Below are 15,486 nucleotides of genomic sequence, written 5' to 3'. Positions count from 1 at the left end.
TCATCCCGCTGATACCCTGCGGTCAGGATCGCGTCACGCGCCCGTCAGGCTACCCCCGATACAGTGGCAAGCATTCGGTAAGGAAACAGGGCGCCGCCCGGTGGTGACGCATGCCTAATCTCAACGACATCGCGATCTTCGTGGAGGTCGCAAAGCTGCTGCACCTGGGGCGTAGCGCGGACAAGCTCGACATGCCAGCGTCCACCATTTCCCGGCGCTTGCGCTGCCTGGAGCGGGAGCTGGGCATCGCCCTGCTGATACGCACCACTCGCGGCATGTTGCTAACCGACGCCGGCACCCTGTATTTCGACACCTGCCGCGAGCTGATCGAACAAGCCGCCGACGCACACCATGCGCTGCGCCAGCTGGGGCTGGAGCCCACCGGCACCTTGCGGATCAGCTTGCCCGACACACTGGCGCCGTTCGCATTCGTGGGCGTCGTGCGCGAATTCTGCGCGGCCTGGCCAGGCATCGACGTCCTGCTGGACTACTCCGCCTTCAAGGACAACTGCGCGACACCAGCGGACTTCGATATCGCGCTCCGATGGGGCGTCCAGCCCGACTCCGATCTGGTGTCGCGGCATCTTGCGTCGGTTCCCTATCGCCTCTACGCCTGTGCCAGCTACCTGGACGCCCATCCCGCACCGGCGTCGCCCCCGGAGCTGCGTCGTCACCAATGCCTGGGCACGGAGATCTGCAGTGAACTGTCGCAGTGGACGTTGCGCACCGATGGCGAGACGGTGCATATCGCCGCGCGTGCGAAGGTGCGTGCCAACAATCTTGATGCATTGGCGGACCTGGTACGCGGCGGCGCCGGCATTGCGGCGCTGCCCGCCGTGGCGCTGGGGCATGGCCTGGTTCCCGTCCTGCCGGATTGGAGCGTTGCGCCGATACCGCTGTACGCATTGCAGACCACGCGTCATCCGCCTGCGCGAGCCCGCGCGTTCCTGCACTTGCTGCAAGCCAGGCTGCAGCAAACGTTGACGTCCACGCCGGCCGCGTTGCGCGTGCAAGCGCTTGCCGCGCCCATTCTGTAAGGCATGCGAGAGCCGTCGTCGAAGTCTGACAAACATGTTATGTGCGGGTCACGGTAGGGTAAGCCACGGTTGTTCAGAATGGCATCACAGCTTTCGCTTTCGGCAATTTCCGCCGGGCAAGCCCAAACTGAACAGGAGATATCCCTCATGCGCATCAAACTCTTTCCTGCCTGCGCCGCCCTCGCACTCAGCGTTCTCGGCAGCAACGCCTACGCTTTGGAAGAAACCCAGGTTCCGCCGCCCAAACCCAGCAGCCTGACCCGCGCCGATATCACCGCCGATCAGGATGCCTGGCGCAAGTCGGGGCTGGCCGAACTGTGGCGCCAGGAGCAGACGCCTGACATTCACAGCAGGGAGTACCGCCAGCGCCACGCGATGTATCTGAGCCTGATCGGGCACAGCCCCGAACGCCGCGCGGCCAACAACGCTGCGGCCAACTGACGCTTCGCCCTTTGCGTCCCACCCCGTACAACGGGCCGGCGCATCCAATGAAAAGGGGCAGCCCGGCGAGGCTGCCCCTGGTCATGCCGCGGCGCGCCGCGGACCTGTCATCGTGATGCTTACTTCTTCCTACCCGACGCGTCCTGCTCGACCACCATGTCCAGCACATACACCTTCGACGGCGCATCGGCGGGCGGGTTCTTCCAGTCGTAGCGCTTGACGCGCAGCACGGTGCGCACGCCGTCGCGGTGGTCGTAGCCTTCGACCGACTGGTACAGCGGGTGCCATTCTTCCTGCGGCGGCAATTGCACGCCCGCGTCGTTATAGCGGCGTTCGCGCACCATCAGGCACTGGTAGTTCGGAATCATCGGATGGCTGCATTGGGTGCGCTTGGCGGCCACTTCCAGGAAGAGGGTTTCGCCGGCGCTGCCGTACAGGGTTTCCGGGGTGGGTTCGCCCACGAATTTGAGCACGCTGCCGTCCTGGGCCACCAGCGTCAGGCTGGGTTCCGATGCATCGCCGGCCAGCGTGGCGCGCAGGTCGCCCTTCAAGCGACGGCCGATTTCGGCGTCCAGCTGCATCAGGCTTTGCTCGCAGGCCTTCATGGTGGACGCCAGGTTGGCCACGTGCAGCACGCCGGCTTTATAGGTGTAGCCGCCGAACTGGCCGTTGCAGCCCCCGCGGATGTTCATGGCATCGGCCGAGAACGACAGGCGCAGCGGCTGTTCGATGCCCTTTTGCAGCGCGGCGATGGGCGTGCCCGATGCGTCGGTCGCGGCCGCCAGGCGCCAGTAGTACGCCGGCAGGCTCAACGAGGTCGCGGACGAGGTAGCGGCGGTGGTGGGCATATTGGACGATCCTTGGCCAGGGTTGGAAACCGGTGCGCAGGCCTGAAGCAGCGCGGCGCAAGCAGACGCCAGGAGGATTATTTTTTTCATGGGTCGTTCCTTTCAGCCAGATGGCACTGAAGAAAAGCGGGATTCTACGTCCGCAGTATGGACGAAAAAGCCGAACCCAGCCTTGGCAAGTATCAAAATTTTGCAGGAAAACTGAATGGCGGCTGACAGAAACCGATGGTCAGGTGGCCCCCTCGCCCTGCGCAAATCCCGGATGTGACGAGGGCTGCCAACACATTGGCAGCCCCGGATTCGCAATTACAGTCTGACACGCACACGTCGGATTTCCGTACGACTGCGTCGCAACGATCCGCCCGATTGTGCAAAGGATTGCGGCATCAAACCACTCGCAGGATCCCCGCCGCATCGCCGATGCGCCCTTGCGCGGCCAACATCGACACGGCCAGGCCGATGCGGGTTTCCGCATCCGCCAGGGTCCTCGACAGCCCCAGCAGCCGGCACACCGACTTGATGACGTCCGCCTTGGGGGCATTGCCGGTCATGGCCATCACCCGCAACACGCCATTGGCCAATTCCTGCAGGCACACGTCATCGATGAGGCGACGCGTGGCCTCGTCGTCGCCCGCGCCGCGAAAGCCCGTCCAGGCATCCGGCTGCACGCCGGTGGGCCAGTAATAGGTCACCTCGCCTTCGCGGGTTTCGGCGACGTCGGCCGGCGTCAGGGTGCGCAGGCGCTCCACAATGCGCACGCCCGTGCGTTCCAGGCCCCAGGCGCGGGCCACTCGCCGATGCAGCACGGTTTCAGGGATAGGGCCTTCGGTATCGATGACCTGGCGCAGCGCCTCGGCCAGCCTGGCATTGTTGGCCCGGGTGTAGAACGCGTCGCCTTCGCCGGTCGGCACATCGGCCACCTGGTAAGGCGTGATATCACCCATGCGATCGATCAACGGTGCCGCCCCGGCCGCCGCGCTGGACGGCGTCGTGGACGTTGCCGCCCCCGACCATCCCGCCACGCCCTCTTCGGTCGTGATCACGAATTCCCCGCCATCGGCAGCCGTGTCGTCTTCCGCCGGCACGTCTTCTTCGGCCGGCTCGTCCTCGCCCCGTTCCAGTTCCGCCGCCAGGCGCGCCAGCAGCTTTTCCACTTCGCGCTCGGGGTTGATCCACCAATCCGTGGACCAGACCCGGTGCAAGCGCCACCCCAGCCCTTCCAGCACCACCTGCCGCAGGCGGTCACGGTCGCGTGCGGTCGCTCCGGAATGGTAGGCGCGGCCATCGCATTCGATACCCAGCAAGTAGCGGCCGGGTGCGCGCGGATCGACCACGCCCATGTCGATGCGATAGCCGGAGCAGCCAACCTGCGGATGCACCACCCAGCCGCGTTCGCGCAGCACCTTGATGACCTGCGTCTCGAACGGGCTGTCGGGCTCGCGGCCGGTGGGCAGCGATTGCTCGACCAGCGCGCGCGGACCCTTCAACGCGAATTCCAGGTAGTGCTTCAAATCGCGCACGCCGGCCGCGCGCACGCGCGACAGGTCGATCTGCTCGGGCAGCAGCGTGCTGTAGATCACCACGCCTTCGCGGGCCCGCGAGATCGCGACGTTCAGGCGGCGATGGCCGCCTTCGCCGTTGAGCGGTCCGAAATTCATCGTCATCTTGCCGGATGCATCGGGACCGTACGTGATCGAGAAATAGATCACGTCACGCTCGTCGCCCTGCACGTTCTCCAGGTTCTTGATGAAGAGCGGTTCGCGCGACTGCGCCGAGATGGCCTTGTCCAATTCCGCGTTGGCGCGGCGGCGGGCATCCAGCAACGTTTCGATCAATGATTGCTGCGGCTGGTTGAAGGTGACCACCCCCAGCGTCTGGCGGCGGCGCGCCTTGTCCAGGTAATGCTGTTCGATGCCCCGGACGATGGCTTCGGCCTCGGCCCGGTTGGTGCGGCTGCCGCCGCGGTCGTAGACCCCGGACACGCGTTCCAGCCGCACGGCCACGTCATCGGTGACAGGCGACGGAAATGTGATCAGTTGCGAGTCGTAGTAGGTGACGTTGCTGAAGGTGATCAGGCTTTCGTGCTTGCTGCGATAGTGCCATTGCAGCCGCAGGCGGTTCATGTCGGCGCCCAGGCATTCGTCCAGGATGCTTTCCAGGTCTTCCACCTGGCCGTCGTCGACAGCGCCTTCTTCCTCGTTGGTGGACTTGCTGAAGAAGCTGGTGGGCGGCAACTGCTTGGTATCGCCCACCACCACCAGTTGCTGGCCGCGGGCAATGGCGCCCACCGAATCCCAGACGGGAATCTGCGAGGCCTCGTCGAATACCACCACGTCGAACTGCGAATGGCCGGCATCCAGATACTGCGCCACCGACAGCGGCGACATGAGCAGGCAGGGTTTCAGCTTGGGCAGCAGCGACGGCAGGCGCTGCATCAATTGGCGCACCGGCACGTGGCGGGTTTTCTTCTGCAACTCGCGACGCAGCAGGCCCAGTTCGCTGTCGGGGCTGACCAGGATGCCATTGCCGGCCGGCACTTTGCCCGCGAGCCGCGCGCCGATATAGGCCGACGTCAGTTGCTGGAAGCGGTCATCGGCCTGGCGGAATTCGCGGATCTTGCGTTCGTGGTCGGCGCTGGAAAAAGACCGCAGCACCGGCGAACGGTCGATGGTCTTCTTGACCCACCAATTGCGATAGCTGAATTCGAAATGGGCTTCGACCTGGGCCAACGGCACGCGCCCCTGTTCCAGCGAGGCCACCAGGCCCTGCAATTGCAGAGCGATCGCTTGCCCGCGAGCCTGACGCCACACGCACCAGGGCATCAGGGTCTGCTTGTGGTGGCGCCAACCGGCCAGCACGGCCTGGATGCGTTCCAGCGCGCCGCTGTCTTCGCCGTCGCCTTGCAGCGGCTCAACCGGTTGGGCCTGTGCCTGGACCTCGGCCAGCCGGTCCTGCAGCACCCGCCAAGCATTGCGGGCGTCAAGCAGGCGCTTGCCCAGCGCGGCGCCGGGTTGCAGAAAGGCGTGATTCTCGCCCACCAACGGTTGCAACCGCGTTCGCAGGTCGGTCGCTGCCGCCGGATCGCCCGCCATCAGCGTGACCGCTTCGGCAAATCGCTCGGCCCATTGCTCATGCCGCGCCACCTGCTCCCAATCCGTGGCCAGGCCGGCGTAGTCGTCCTGCAGCAGGCGCTGCGCGTCGGCCTGCAAGGCGGCCAGCGCCTGGTCTTCGGCATTGACCAGCGCCAACGGCGCCAGCACGGCGTGGATGGCGCTGTCGTCCGGGCGTTGGCCGTCAGTGCGCAGCAAGGCCAGGCGCTTGCGGATGCCGCGCTTGGCAAACGCCGACTTGGGCCACCAGGTGGCGCACGCGGCCTGCCATTCGGCCTTCAGCGTCTTGGCGTCCACGTCCGCCAACGATGCATGCCATGTCGTGCCCACCTGTGCCCAGTGCGCATTGCGCGCCAATCCATGGCGAGCCAAGGCCTGCACCCGCTGCCGCGCGGCGGGGTCATGCGCCTGGGCAGCCAGGCCTGCCGGCACCTGCGGCGCGGCCAGCAGTACGTCGATCAAGCCGTCCAGCCGGGCATAGGTGTCCAGGCTCAGACCTGCGGCCGGCAGGCCCAGGCCATCGCCCGCGGCGCCGATGCAGGACTTGAAGGCGTCCACCGCCTCGTCCAGCGCCTGGGCCGACGCCAGCAGCGCGTCTTGCCAGCTGGGGCTCCAGTCGGCCATGCCGATGTGGGCCAGGGGGTGGCCGTGCAACGCGCCCAGCTCGCCGGACAAGGTCGCCATGCGCCGCGCGGCCTCGCGCAGCTGCGCCAGGTCGTCGTAGCCATGAGCCTGGGCGTCGGGCCAGTACATGGGCGATGGCTCCTGCCCGGCATGCTGGATGCTGGTGCCGATGGCGTCGTAGACCGTCAAGCCGTTGGGATGCAGGAAATGCAGCGCATCCACCAGGCCGTTCAGATCCTGGCGCAGCACCGCCAGGCGCTCGGCCTCGCGCTGCCAATCTTCGCTGGTGCGCTGGCCGCCGTGCTCCAGCGCCTTGCCCAATTGCTGCAGCACTTCGGATTTACGCGCCTTGGACGAATGCAGTTCCAGGCAGAACGGCCCCAGGCCGATGGCGGCCAGGCGGCGGTGCACCACTTCCAGCGCCGCCATCTTTTCCGAGACGAACAGCACGGTCTTGCCGCTGGCGAGCAGGTGCGCGATCAGGTTGGTGATGGTCTGGCTCTTGCCGGTGCCCGGCGGGCCTTCCAGCACCAGGTCGCGGCCGGCATCGACCGCGCAGATCGCTTTCAGCTGCGACGAATCCGACAGCAGCGGCGTCATCAGGTCCTGCGGACGGTAGCTTTCGTCCAGCCGGTCGAAACGCGCGTCCCACGGCGTCTGCGCGAAGGCCTGGCCGGGATGGTCGATCAGGTGCTGCACCACGCGATTGGCCTTGAGCTGCGCGCTGCGGTCCTGCAGGTCCTTCCACATCAGGTACTTGGTGAACGAGAAGATGCCCAGGTGCACTTGCTCCAGCACCTCCCACCCGGCAATCTCGCGCACCGCCAGGCGAAACGCCTGCAGCACGCGGGCCACGTCCACGCCCTTGTCGTCGGCCGGCAGTGTATCCAGGCCGGGAATGCGCAATTCGTAATTGTTGCGCAGCATCTGCAGCAACGTGGGGTTGATGATCGTCTCGTCATCGTGGCGCACCAGCCGGAAGCCGCTGCGCACGGATTGACGCTGCAGCGACACCGGCACCAGGATCAGCGGCGCCAGGTGCGCGCTTTCCGCGGCCGGGTCTTCGGTCCAGCGCAGCATGCCCATGGCCAGGTACAGCGTGTTGGCGCCGCCCTCTTCCAGGCCCGTGCGCGCCGCGCCGAAAATGGTCAGCAGGTTGGCGTCCAGCGCCTCTTGCGGCACCCGCGCGATCAATTCCTGGTTGCCCAGCGCTTCCAGCGCCATGTCGTCCAGCGGCGCACGGCCGCCGCGATCCACGTGCACCTGCGCCACGCGCGGGTCGCTGCCTTCCATCAGCGCCGTCGGCAGCGGCCGGATGCGGAACTCGCTGCCGTCGGCAATCGCGTCTTCCAGGCGCGCCAGGTCCGGCGCCACCAGCGGCAGCGTGGACTTGGTGTTCTTGAAATTCAAGAGCCGGTTGCGCAACGTCAGGTCCAGCAGGCGCGACTTCCACTTGGCCAGGCGCCCTTCGGGCGTGTCGTCGGCCGGCTCGAGATTGATGACGAATTCGGGGTCCAGCGGCGGTAGGTCAGGTGTGGGTTCGATGGCGGCGGGCGGCTCGGCGGCCTCGGCCTCGCCCGGCACGGCGCCAACGCCCCGCGACGGCAGCGGCTTGATCTGCAGTTCGCGCGCACGGTGCACGTCGATGGCGTAGCGGAAGGTGTCCTCTTCGCGCAGATGCGCCGCGCCCTGTTCCAACGCCCGCCGCAGCGACGGCCGGAAATTCGGGTGCTGGGCGATACCGGTCGTCTCGAAGACCAGGAATTCACCGCTGTCCACGCGCTTGCGCACCGCCTGCACGTCGTCGGTCAAGGGGTCCGCGAAGCAGGCCGGGTGCAGCCATACGCCGACCCAGGCGTGCCCTTCCTTCATCAGGATCACCGGACGCAGGCCCGCCTGCTCCAGGCAGGAAGAGAACAGCATCGCCAGGTCCAGGCAGGTCGCCACGCGACCTTCCAGGATGCGGTCCGGGGTACGGATCTTCTGGCCGTCCACGCCGAATGATGCCGGCGGCTCGGCGTAATGCAGGCTTTCAGCGGCCAGCGTGCTGTAGATGGCCGACACCTGCTTCCAGACCACGTCGCGGCTCTTGGACTGGTAGCCGTTCAGGGTCAGCTCGGCGTGCTGGCTGCGCAGCAGCCGCGCGGCCTTGCCGATCAGCACGTCCACGGCGGGATTGTTCGGCATCGAGAACGCGGCCAGCAATTCCGGCAGGGCGCGCATGCCGGCCCATTGGTCATAGGCCAGCACGGCAACGGGCTGCGAAGCGCGGCCCAACTCCTGCGTGCGGGTCGATTGCAAGCCGCTTTCCTGCCCACCGGCCTGCACCACCACGTCGATGCTGGCGCGCTGCGATTCCTGCAGATCGGCCAGGTAGGCATGGTCCGGCGTCAGGTCGAGCGGCGAGATACGACGGATTTCGCCGGGCACCAGCACGTCAAAGCGCAGCCGCACGGGCTGCGCAAAGGCCGGATTGCAGCGGACATGCACCTCAAGATTTTCGAAGGTGTCCTGCGAACGGTTGGTCAAACGCAAGGACCGCACGATCGGCACGGCGTTCTGGATCGAGGCATAGCCCAGGGTAGGATCAGCCTCGATATCGACGGCGATCGCGTCGCGGGCAAGCGGTTCCGGACCAGGCTGCGACACGGCATGCGCCGCGCCTTCCTGGACGGCCGGGGGTTCCAGGTCTTGTCGCTTATCCATCGCTATCTCTTGGTTTGGTTCAGCCCCGGAAATATAGACCGAAATACCAGGCTGGCCGGGCTTGTGTCCGATTTTTTTAGGGGCAGAACCCAGGCTTTTGCAAGAGATCATGTCGCACTTGGAATCAATCTGCGAAAGCAGCACGCATCACGCATGGAATATTCGGGCGTGCGGCAACGTCCATACCGCTGAAGGACCCCGCGCCGCACCGGCGCCCTGTCCATTCCCCCACCCGCCGGCCGCGCGCAGTCCGGGCGCAGGCCGGCATCGCCGGAGCCTTCCCGATATGAAGTCGAACAAGCTGCTGGCCAGCGCCGTCATGGCGCTGGCATCCCTGGCCGCCCCCCCTGCCTGGGCCGCGCAAGACCTGAATGTCTACGGTCCCGGCGGCCCCGCCCCTGCCATGAAAGAAGCCGCCCAGGCCTTCGGCAAACAGCATGGCATCCAGGTAAACGTCACTGCGGGCCCCACCCCGGCCTGGGCCGAACAGGCCAGGCAGAACGCCGACGTGCTGTTCAGCGGCGCCGAGAACATGATGAGCGGCTTCGCCACCGCCCTGCCCGGCGTGTTCGACCTGCGCGACGCACGCACGCTGTACCTGCGGCCGTCGGCGATCCTGGTGCGTCCGGGCAACCCCAAGGGCATCCAGGGCTTCAAAGACCTGCTCAAGCCCGGCATCAAGGTCATGGCGGTTTCCGGCGCGGGCCAGACCGGCCTGTGGGAAGACGTGGCGGGCCGCCTGGGCGATATCGATACCGTGCGCGCCTTCCGCGCCAACCTGGTCCTGCCCGAGGCCGGCAACAGCGCCCAGGCCCGCAACCAATGGACCGACGACAAGAGCATCGACGCCTGGCTGATCTGGAACATTTGGCAGGTCTCGAACCCCACGTTGGCCGACGTGGTGCCGGTAGAAGAACCCTATCGCATCTACCGCGATGCCGGCGCCGTCGTCACCCGCCACGGCAAGGCCAATCCGCAGGCCCAGGCCTTCTTGGACTTCCTCGCTTCGGCCGAGGGCCGCGCCATCTTCAAGAAGTGGGGCTGGAAAACGGACTGACCATGCGTGGGCACGAGGCGGAAATCGCAAGCATCGGCGCGGCTTTTCTGACAGTTTGCTGAGCGAATCTGCCGCTGGCCAGCCGCCGCCGTTCAGCGATAATCAGGCAACTCAACCACCGCCTGGTTTCATCGATGCGCCCGCGTTCCGCCTTGCTGCTCTGCCCGTTGATCTACGCCCTGCACGCGCCCATGGCGCTGGCGGACACCCGGGTGCAATCCCTGGACCAGGTGCCCGGCGCCATCAAGACCCAGGACGCACGCAAACTGTACGACGCCCAGATGAGCGGCGCGCCCCAGCCCGACGGCCTGGGCGCGCAACTGCCGGCGGGGTTCACCGAAGCGTTCCTGTTGCAGCAGTTGGCGCCCAACCAGAATCCCAAGCGGCTGCTGGTGGCCGGCGCCAAGGCCTGGCCGCAGCGGTCCGGCTCGTTCGTCGCCCTGGTCTGCCTGGCCGCCACGGCCGAACGCGCCGACCGGCTCAAGAAATTCGGCGGCGGCGGTTGCGACAATCTGTCTCGCGATGAAGACAAGAACGAGGTCTGGCTCGGCGTGTTCGAATCGGTCGCGGGCGGCGCGCCCAAGCTGATCGCGCGCACTGACGGCCCCGTCACCACGCAGACCGACTGGCGCGACACCGACATCGACCTGCCCATCGACCTGGACATGGCCGACGCCGGCACCCCGCGACTGTCGCCGCCGCAAAGCTGGAAACGTTTTGACCTGGCGCCCTACAGGATCGCCGCAGACACCGTGGCCTTCGGCCTGCGCGCCGGCTGGAACGAAGGCTATTCCGGCGGCGGCGCCGACTTCGAAGCCCTGTACCTGTTCCGCATCGACGGCACGACCCTGCGTGCCGTCTTCGCCCAACCCATGTCGTTCAGCAAGTCCATCGCAGGCGACTGGAACCCCGACGGCACCCGCGAACACGACGTGTCCGACGCCAGCAACTCACTGGTGATGCTGCCCGGCAAGACCAACGGCTACTTCGACATCCAGCTGCGCCAGCAAGGCGGCAAATGGAAGCGGACGTTCAAGTGGTCGACGGCGAAAGAGGCGTACGAGTGATTGGCGCGAATCATTCCTGAGCCAAGCTCGAGGTCACGCCGCATCCACATAATTGGGCTTACCCCCCAGGAACTGCAGCAATTCCTCGGGCTTGTCCACCGAGGCCAGCGGAATGAAATACACCTCGTCGGCCACGTCCTGGCGCTGCACGGGGATGATCTGCAGATAATCCGGCGTCAGCGCGATCAGTTCGATCTTGTCGTTTTCATAATCGGATTCGAAGCGGCTGCCATTCTGTTCCAGCACGAAGCGGTCGGCATAGAACCGCGCCGTGCCCCGCAGCTTATCGGCGCCCTTGAAAATGGTCTTGCGGATCATGCGCTTGAGCACCCACTTGGGCGTGGGTTGCCCATTGCCCATGCCCTTGATGATGCGGCGCGTCTTGGCCGCTGCAATGAAGCTCAGCGCCATCAGCAGCATCACGCTGGCGAATACCGCGGTGTGGGCGCCGACCTTGCCGGTCGTCAGCTTTTCGATGGCGACGATCACGATGGATGCCAGGAAGGACCCGTGGCGCACCCAGGTCCAGGTGCGCGTGGCGTCCTTGATGACGTCCACGGCACGCTGGCGCTGGGCCAATAAATGGGATTCCAGCGTCTCCAACGGCAGGTCGTAGTCGGCTTGGCTGATGGGTACGGCTTCGGTCATACGGAAGAACCTTTCTTGGCGCGGGAAAAAAGAAGGATTATGCCTTCTTGATCCCGCATTGCGCCTGGCCACCCGCACCGCAAGCCAGATGTGACCGCCGCCCGCGTCCCGCTATCGCTGGCTGAACCGCCCCCGCGCCATCGACAGCGACACCAGCGCCATCACCGCCACGGCCATCAGGTAATAGCTGGGCGACAGGCGCGACCCCGTGCTGTCGATCAGCCAGGTCAGGATGAACGGCGCAAAGCCGCCGAATATCGTGACCGCGATGTTGTAGCCCAGCGACAGCCCTGTCGTGCGAACCTGCACCGGGAAGATCGCGGACATCAGGGCGGGCATGGGCGCAAAGTACGCCGTGGCCAGCAGGCCCAGCACCACCTGCACGCCCATCAGCACCGGCACCGTCGGATGCGACACCAGCACGTAGAACAGGGGATAGCACAGCACGGCGGTCAGTGCGGCGGTCGCCGTCATGATGCGGGCAGGCCCGATGCGGTCGGCCCAGGCGCCGACAAAGGGTGACCCCACGGTCATGATCACGCCGGTCACCAGCGTCGCCAGAAAGCCGATGGTGGCCGGCAGGCCCAGTTGGCGGATCGAGTAGGTCGGCATGTACAGGGCCAGGTAGTTGCCCACCGAGCCCAGCGCCACGAAGCCCACCGTGACGGCCAGGCGCAGCTTCTGGCCGGCGAACATATCGCCCAGCGGCGATTCCGAGGCCTCGGCCGCGCTGAATTCGGGGGTTTCGTCCATGTGCCGCCGGATGTAATACCCCACCGGCGCGATCAAGAGGCCGAAGATGAACGGCACGCGCCAGCCCCAGCTTTCCAGCTGCTCTTGCGTCAGGCCGGCGTGCAGCGCCGCCCCGAACAAGGCGGCCAGCAGGATGGCCGCGCCTTGGCTGGCGACCTGCCAGCTGGCGTAGTAGGCGCGCCGGTCTGGCGCATATTCAATGAGGAACGCCGTGGCGCTGCCGAATTCGCCGCCCGCGGAAAAGCCCTGGATCAGCCGTGCGACCAGGATGATCACCGAGGCCGCCACGCCGATCTGTGCGTGGGTCGGCACCAGCACGATCAAGAGCGTGCCGATCATCATCAGGAAGATCGACGCGGTCAACGCCGCCTTGCGCCCTGCGCGGTCGGCATAGGTGCCCAGCACGATGGCCCCCAGCGGCCGCATCAGGAACGACACGCCGAAGGTCGCCAGCGCCATCAGCAGCGACGAGCTTTCGCTGGCCGACGGAAAATACAGCTTGGCGATGACCAGCGCGAACGTACCGTACGCGATCATGTCGAACCATTCCAGCGCATTGCCGATGGACGCGGCGATCACCGCGCGTCGCGCCTGCTTGCGGCGATGGGAATCCGTGGTGGGTAACGGAACTGCACTGGCCGCGCCCAGCGGCGCGCTTTGCGAAATACTCATTGCTCTTTCCCTTTGGTTTATCAAGTTGACGATGCCTTGGCCTTGTTCAATCGGCCATTTGCAGGTGATCCGCAAGCTTTTCCATGAAACGCTCGCAGGCGCGGATCTGATCCAGTTCCACGTATTCGTCGGCGCGGTGCGCCTGTTGCAGGTTGCCCGGGCCGCACACCACGGCGGTCATGCCGGCCCGCTGAAACAGGCCGGCTTCGGTGCAATAGGCCACCTTCTCCGTCGTCCGCGAGCCGGACAGCGCCTGCACCAGCCTGGCGATTTCTGCCTGGGCCTCGGTATCGAAACCAGGCACTTCGGCCAGGACTTCCAGTTCGATGTCCGCCACCGGGTTTTCGGCCTTGATGCGTTCGCGCAATTCGCCGGTGATGTAGCGGCGCAGCCCGCCGATGACATCCGAGGTCAGCACGCCCGGGATGGTGCGGAATTCGAATTCGAACTGGCAGCGGTCCGGAATGGTGTTGACCGACAGGCCGCCGCGGATCAAGCCGGTGTTGGCGGTGGTGAACGGCACCTCGAAATCACGGTCGAACGGACCGTTCTGGCGATGGCCGTCCGCCATGTCGCGGATGTGGCAGATGGCCCGGGCCGCGTATTCGATGGCGTTCACGCCATGCGGCGTCAAGGACGAATGCGCGGCGTGGCCGTGCACGGTGCAGCGGTACAGGTTGCTGCTCTTGTGCGCCGAGATCACCCGCATGTCGGTGGGTTCGCCCACGATGCAGCTGTCCGGCCGGATGCCGATGCGGGCCAGCTCGTGCAACATGGCGTCGGCGCCCAGGCAGCCCACTTCCTCGTCGTAGCTGAAGGCCAGGTGCAGCGGCACCCGCAGGCGCCGCGATGCGAAAGTGGGCAGCATGGCCAGCGCCACGCCGATGAAGCCCTTCATGTCGCACACGCCGCGGCCATACAGCCGGCCGTCACGCACCTCGGGGACGAACGGGTCGCTGCTCCAGTCCTGCCCGTCAACGGGCACCACGTCCGTATGCCCGGACAGCACGATGCCGCCTTGCGTGGCGCCATCGTGGGCCGGCAGCGTGACGAAAAGATTGGCCTTGGTCTGCTCCGCGTTGTGGAACAGGCGGGGGCTGTGCCCCGCCGTCGCCAGGTGGTCTCGGACGGTTTCAACCAACCCCAGGTTGGACAGCCGGCTGGTGGTGTCGAACCGCACCAGCCGGTCGATCCAGGGTAGCGACAGGGGAAAATCAGGAGGCGTCATGGGTCATATCCCGCAATGAAAAGCCGGCACGATACGCCTGCAGGCAGGCCGGTCAAGGATTCATCAGTCCGCTTGGCCACGATGCTGGGCCAGATAGCGCGACAGCCGCGCCACGCCTTCGTCCAGGCGCGCGTGCTCGCTGGCATAGCACCACCGCAGATAGCCCTCGCCTTCCGGCCCGAAAGCCACGCCGGGCGCCAGCCCCAGGCCACCGCGCACCACCAGGTCTTTGCAGAAGGCCAGGCTGTCCGTCACGCCATCGACCCGGAAGAACGTGTACATGGCGCCGGGCGCGCTGCCCGCCAGCGTGATGCCGGGCACGGCTTGCAGGCGCGAGGCCAGGTGGTCGCGCGCGGTGCGCAGGCGCGCCACGGTCCGCGCGATGACCGGCTCGCCCTGCTCCAGCGCGCACTGCGCGGCGGTCTGCACGAAGCCGGGGGTGCAGGTGTTGCTGTATTCGATCAGCTTGCCGATCTCGGACAAGAGCGCGCGCGGCACCGTCAGCCAGCCGATGCGCCATCCCGTCATCAGCCAGGCCTTGGAAAAGGAATTGCAGCTGACGACCCGGTCATCGGGTTCGGCGATGTCCAGGAACGTGGGCGCCGCCGCGCCGTCGTAGTAATAGCGCTCGTAGACGTCGTCGGCGATGATCCAGATGCCGTGCTTGCGGCAGTGCGCCAGCACTGTGCGCTGCTCGTCGGCGGACAGCACCCAGCCGGTGGGATTGTTCGGCGAATTCACCAGCAGTGCGCGCACGTCGGGCGTCAGGGCGCGCAGCAGCGCGTCCAGGTCCAGGCGCCAGCCGGATTCGGCAAACTCCAGCGCCACCGTGGTGACGCGGGCGCCCAGCACCTTCGGCATTTCCACCAGATTGGGCCACAGCGGCGTCACCGCCACGACGTGGTCGCCATGGCCCACCAGCGCCTGCACGGCCGTCATCAGCGCCGACGTGCCCGAGCTGGTCACCGCGATGTTGTCGACCTCGCGGCGGCCGTGCAGCCGGCTGACGTAGGCCGCCAGGCTTTCGCGCAAGGCCGGCGTGCCCAGGGTCTGCACGTAGAAGGTCTGGCCGGAGGCAATGTGCGCGATGGCGGCATCGCGGAAGGCCTGCGGCGTCTGCTCGTCCGGTTCGCCGAACCAGAAGGGCAGTACGTCGGGCTTGCCCAGCCCGGCATTGGCGACCTCGCGGATCTGCGAAGACCGCAGGCTGCGAACGGCGTTGCGGGCACCCAGGAAGTGATCGGGGGAAAGCGTATCTGTGTTCATCATGGACTCTGCCAGGAAGATGAGTCGTC

Annotated in this window: 10 protein-coding genes; 4 read left to right on the top strand and 6 right to left on the bottom strand. The window is 66.4% G+C overall.

Going from position 1 to position 15,486, the window contains the following annotated elements; translation table 11 throughout:
* The first annotated feature begins 110 nt into the window (after nt 1-110).
* Both U858_RS0109710 and U858_RS0109705 read left to right on the top strand, forming a co-directional pair.
* Nucleotides 111-1,037 (top strand): LysR family transcriptional regulator, encoded by a 927-nt coding sequence (locus tag U858_RS0109710; protein WP_025136964.1) that lies wholly within the window; start codon nt 111-113, stop codon nt 1,035-1,037.
* 147 nt (nt 1,038-1,184) lie between these two features.
* Nucleotides 1,185-1,478: a hypothetical protein gene (locus tag U858_RS0109705; RefSeq protein ID WP_025136963.1), complete on the top strand. Its 294-nt coding sequence runs from the start codon at nt 1,185-1,187 to the stop codon at nt 1,476-1,478.
* A gap of 119 nt (nt 1,479-1,597) precedes the next feature.
* Here U858_RS0109705 and U858_RS0109700 read toward each other — a convergent pair whose 3' ends face one another.
* Both U858_RS0109700 and U858_RS0109695 read right to left on the bottom strand, forming a co-directional pair.
* Entirely contained in the window at nt 1,598-2,326 is a 729-nt protein-coding gene (locus tag U858_RS0109700; RefSeq protein WP_025136962.1) for an META and DUF4377 domain-containing protein, read from the bottom strand.
* A gap of 386 nt (nt 2,327-2,712) precedes the next feature.
* A complete protein-coding gene (locus U858_RS0109695) occupies nt 2,713-8,766 on the bottom strand; it encodes a DUF3320 domain-containing protein (RefSeq protein WP_025136961.1) in 6,054 nt (2,017 codons plus the stop codon).
* 286 nt (nt 8,767-9,052) lie between these two features.
* On the opposite strand from U858_RS0109695, the gene U858_RS0109690 reads away from it, so the two are divergent.
* Nucleotides 9,053-9,823 (top strand): extracellular solute-binding protein, encoded by a 771-nt coding sequence (locus U858_RS0109690; RefSeq protein ID WP_025136960.1) that lies wholly within the window; start codon nt 9,053-9,055, stop codon nt 9,821-9,823.
* Nucleotides 9,824-9,957: 134 nt separating this feature from the next.
* Nucleotides 9,958-10,890 carry a hypothetical protein gene (locus tag U858_RS0109685; protein ID WP_025136959.1) on the top strand — a complete coding sequence of 311 codons (933 nt, stop codon included), beginning with the start codon at nt 9,958-9,960 and terminating at the stop codon, nt 10,888-10,890.
* Nucleotides 10,891-10,923: 33 nt separating this feature from the next.
* Here the strand turns inward: U858_RS0109685 and U858_RS0109680 are convergent, their stop codons facing one another.
* The 4 genes from U858_RS0109680 to U858_RS0109665 form a co-directional block, all read right to left on the bottom strand.
* Entirely contained in the window at nt 10,924-11,538 is a 615-nt protein-coding gene (locus U858_RS0109680) for a hypothetical protein (RefSeq protein ID WP_025136958.1), read from the bottom strand.
* A 111-nt stretch (nt 11,539-11,649) separates the two neighbouring features.
* Nucleotides 11,650-12,963: an MFS transporter gene (locus tag U858_RS0109675; RefSeq protein ID WP_025136957.1), complete on the bottom strand. Its 1,314-nt coding sequence runs from the start codon at nt 12,961-12,963 to the stop codon at nt 11,650-11,652.
* A 46-nt stretch (nt 12,964-13,009) separates the two neighbouring features.
* The gene (gene argE, locus U858_RS0109670; protein WP_025136956.1) at nt 13,010-14,191 is read right to left on the bottom strand and encodes an acetylornithine deacetylase; all 1,182 of its coding nucleotides are present in this window, start codon (nt 14,189-14,191) and stop codon (nt 13,010-13,012) included.
* A 63-nt stretch (nt 14,192-14,254) separates the two neighbouring features.
* On the bottom strand, nt 14,255-15,460 hold the full coding sequence (locus tag U858_RS0109665) for a pyridoxal phosphate-dependent aminotransferase (protein WP_369797650.1): 1,206 nt from the start codon (nt 15,458-15,460) through the stop codon (nt 14,255-14,257).
* Nucleotides 15,461-15,486 lie beyond the last annotated feature (26 nt).

Origin of the sequence: Achromobacter sp. DH1f, from assembly GCF_000633435.1 — a bacterium.
Classification (GTDB): domain Bacteria; phylum Pseudomonadota; class Gammaproteobacteria; order Burkholderiales; family Burkholderiaceae_B; genus Achromobacter; species Achromobacter deleyi.
The sequence above is the reverse complement of the archived record's forward strand: the minus strand, read 5'-3'. Positions and strand labels throughout refer to the sequence as shown.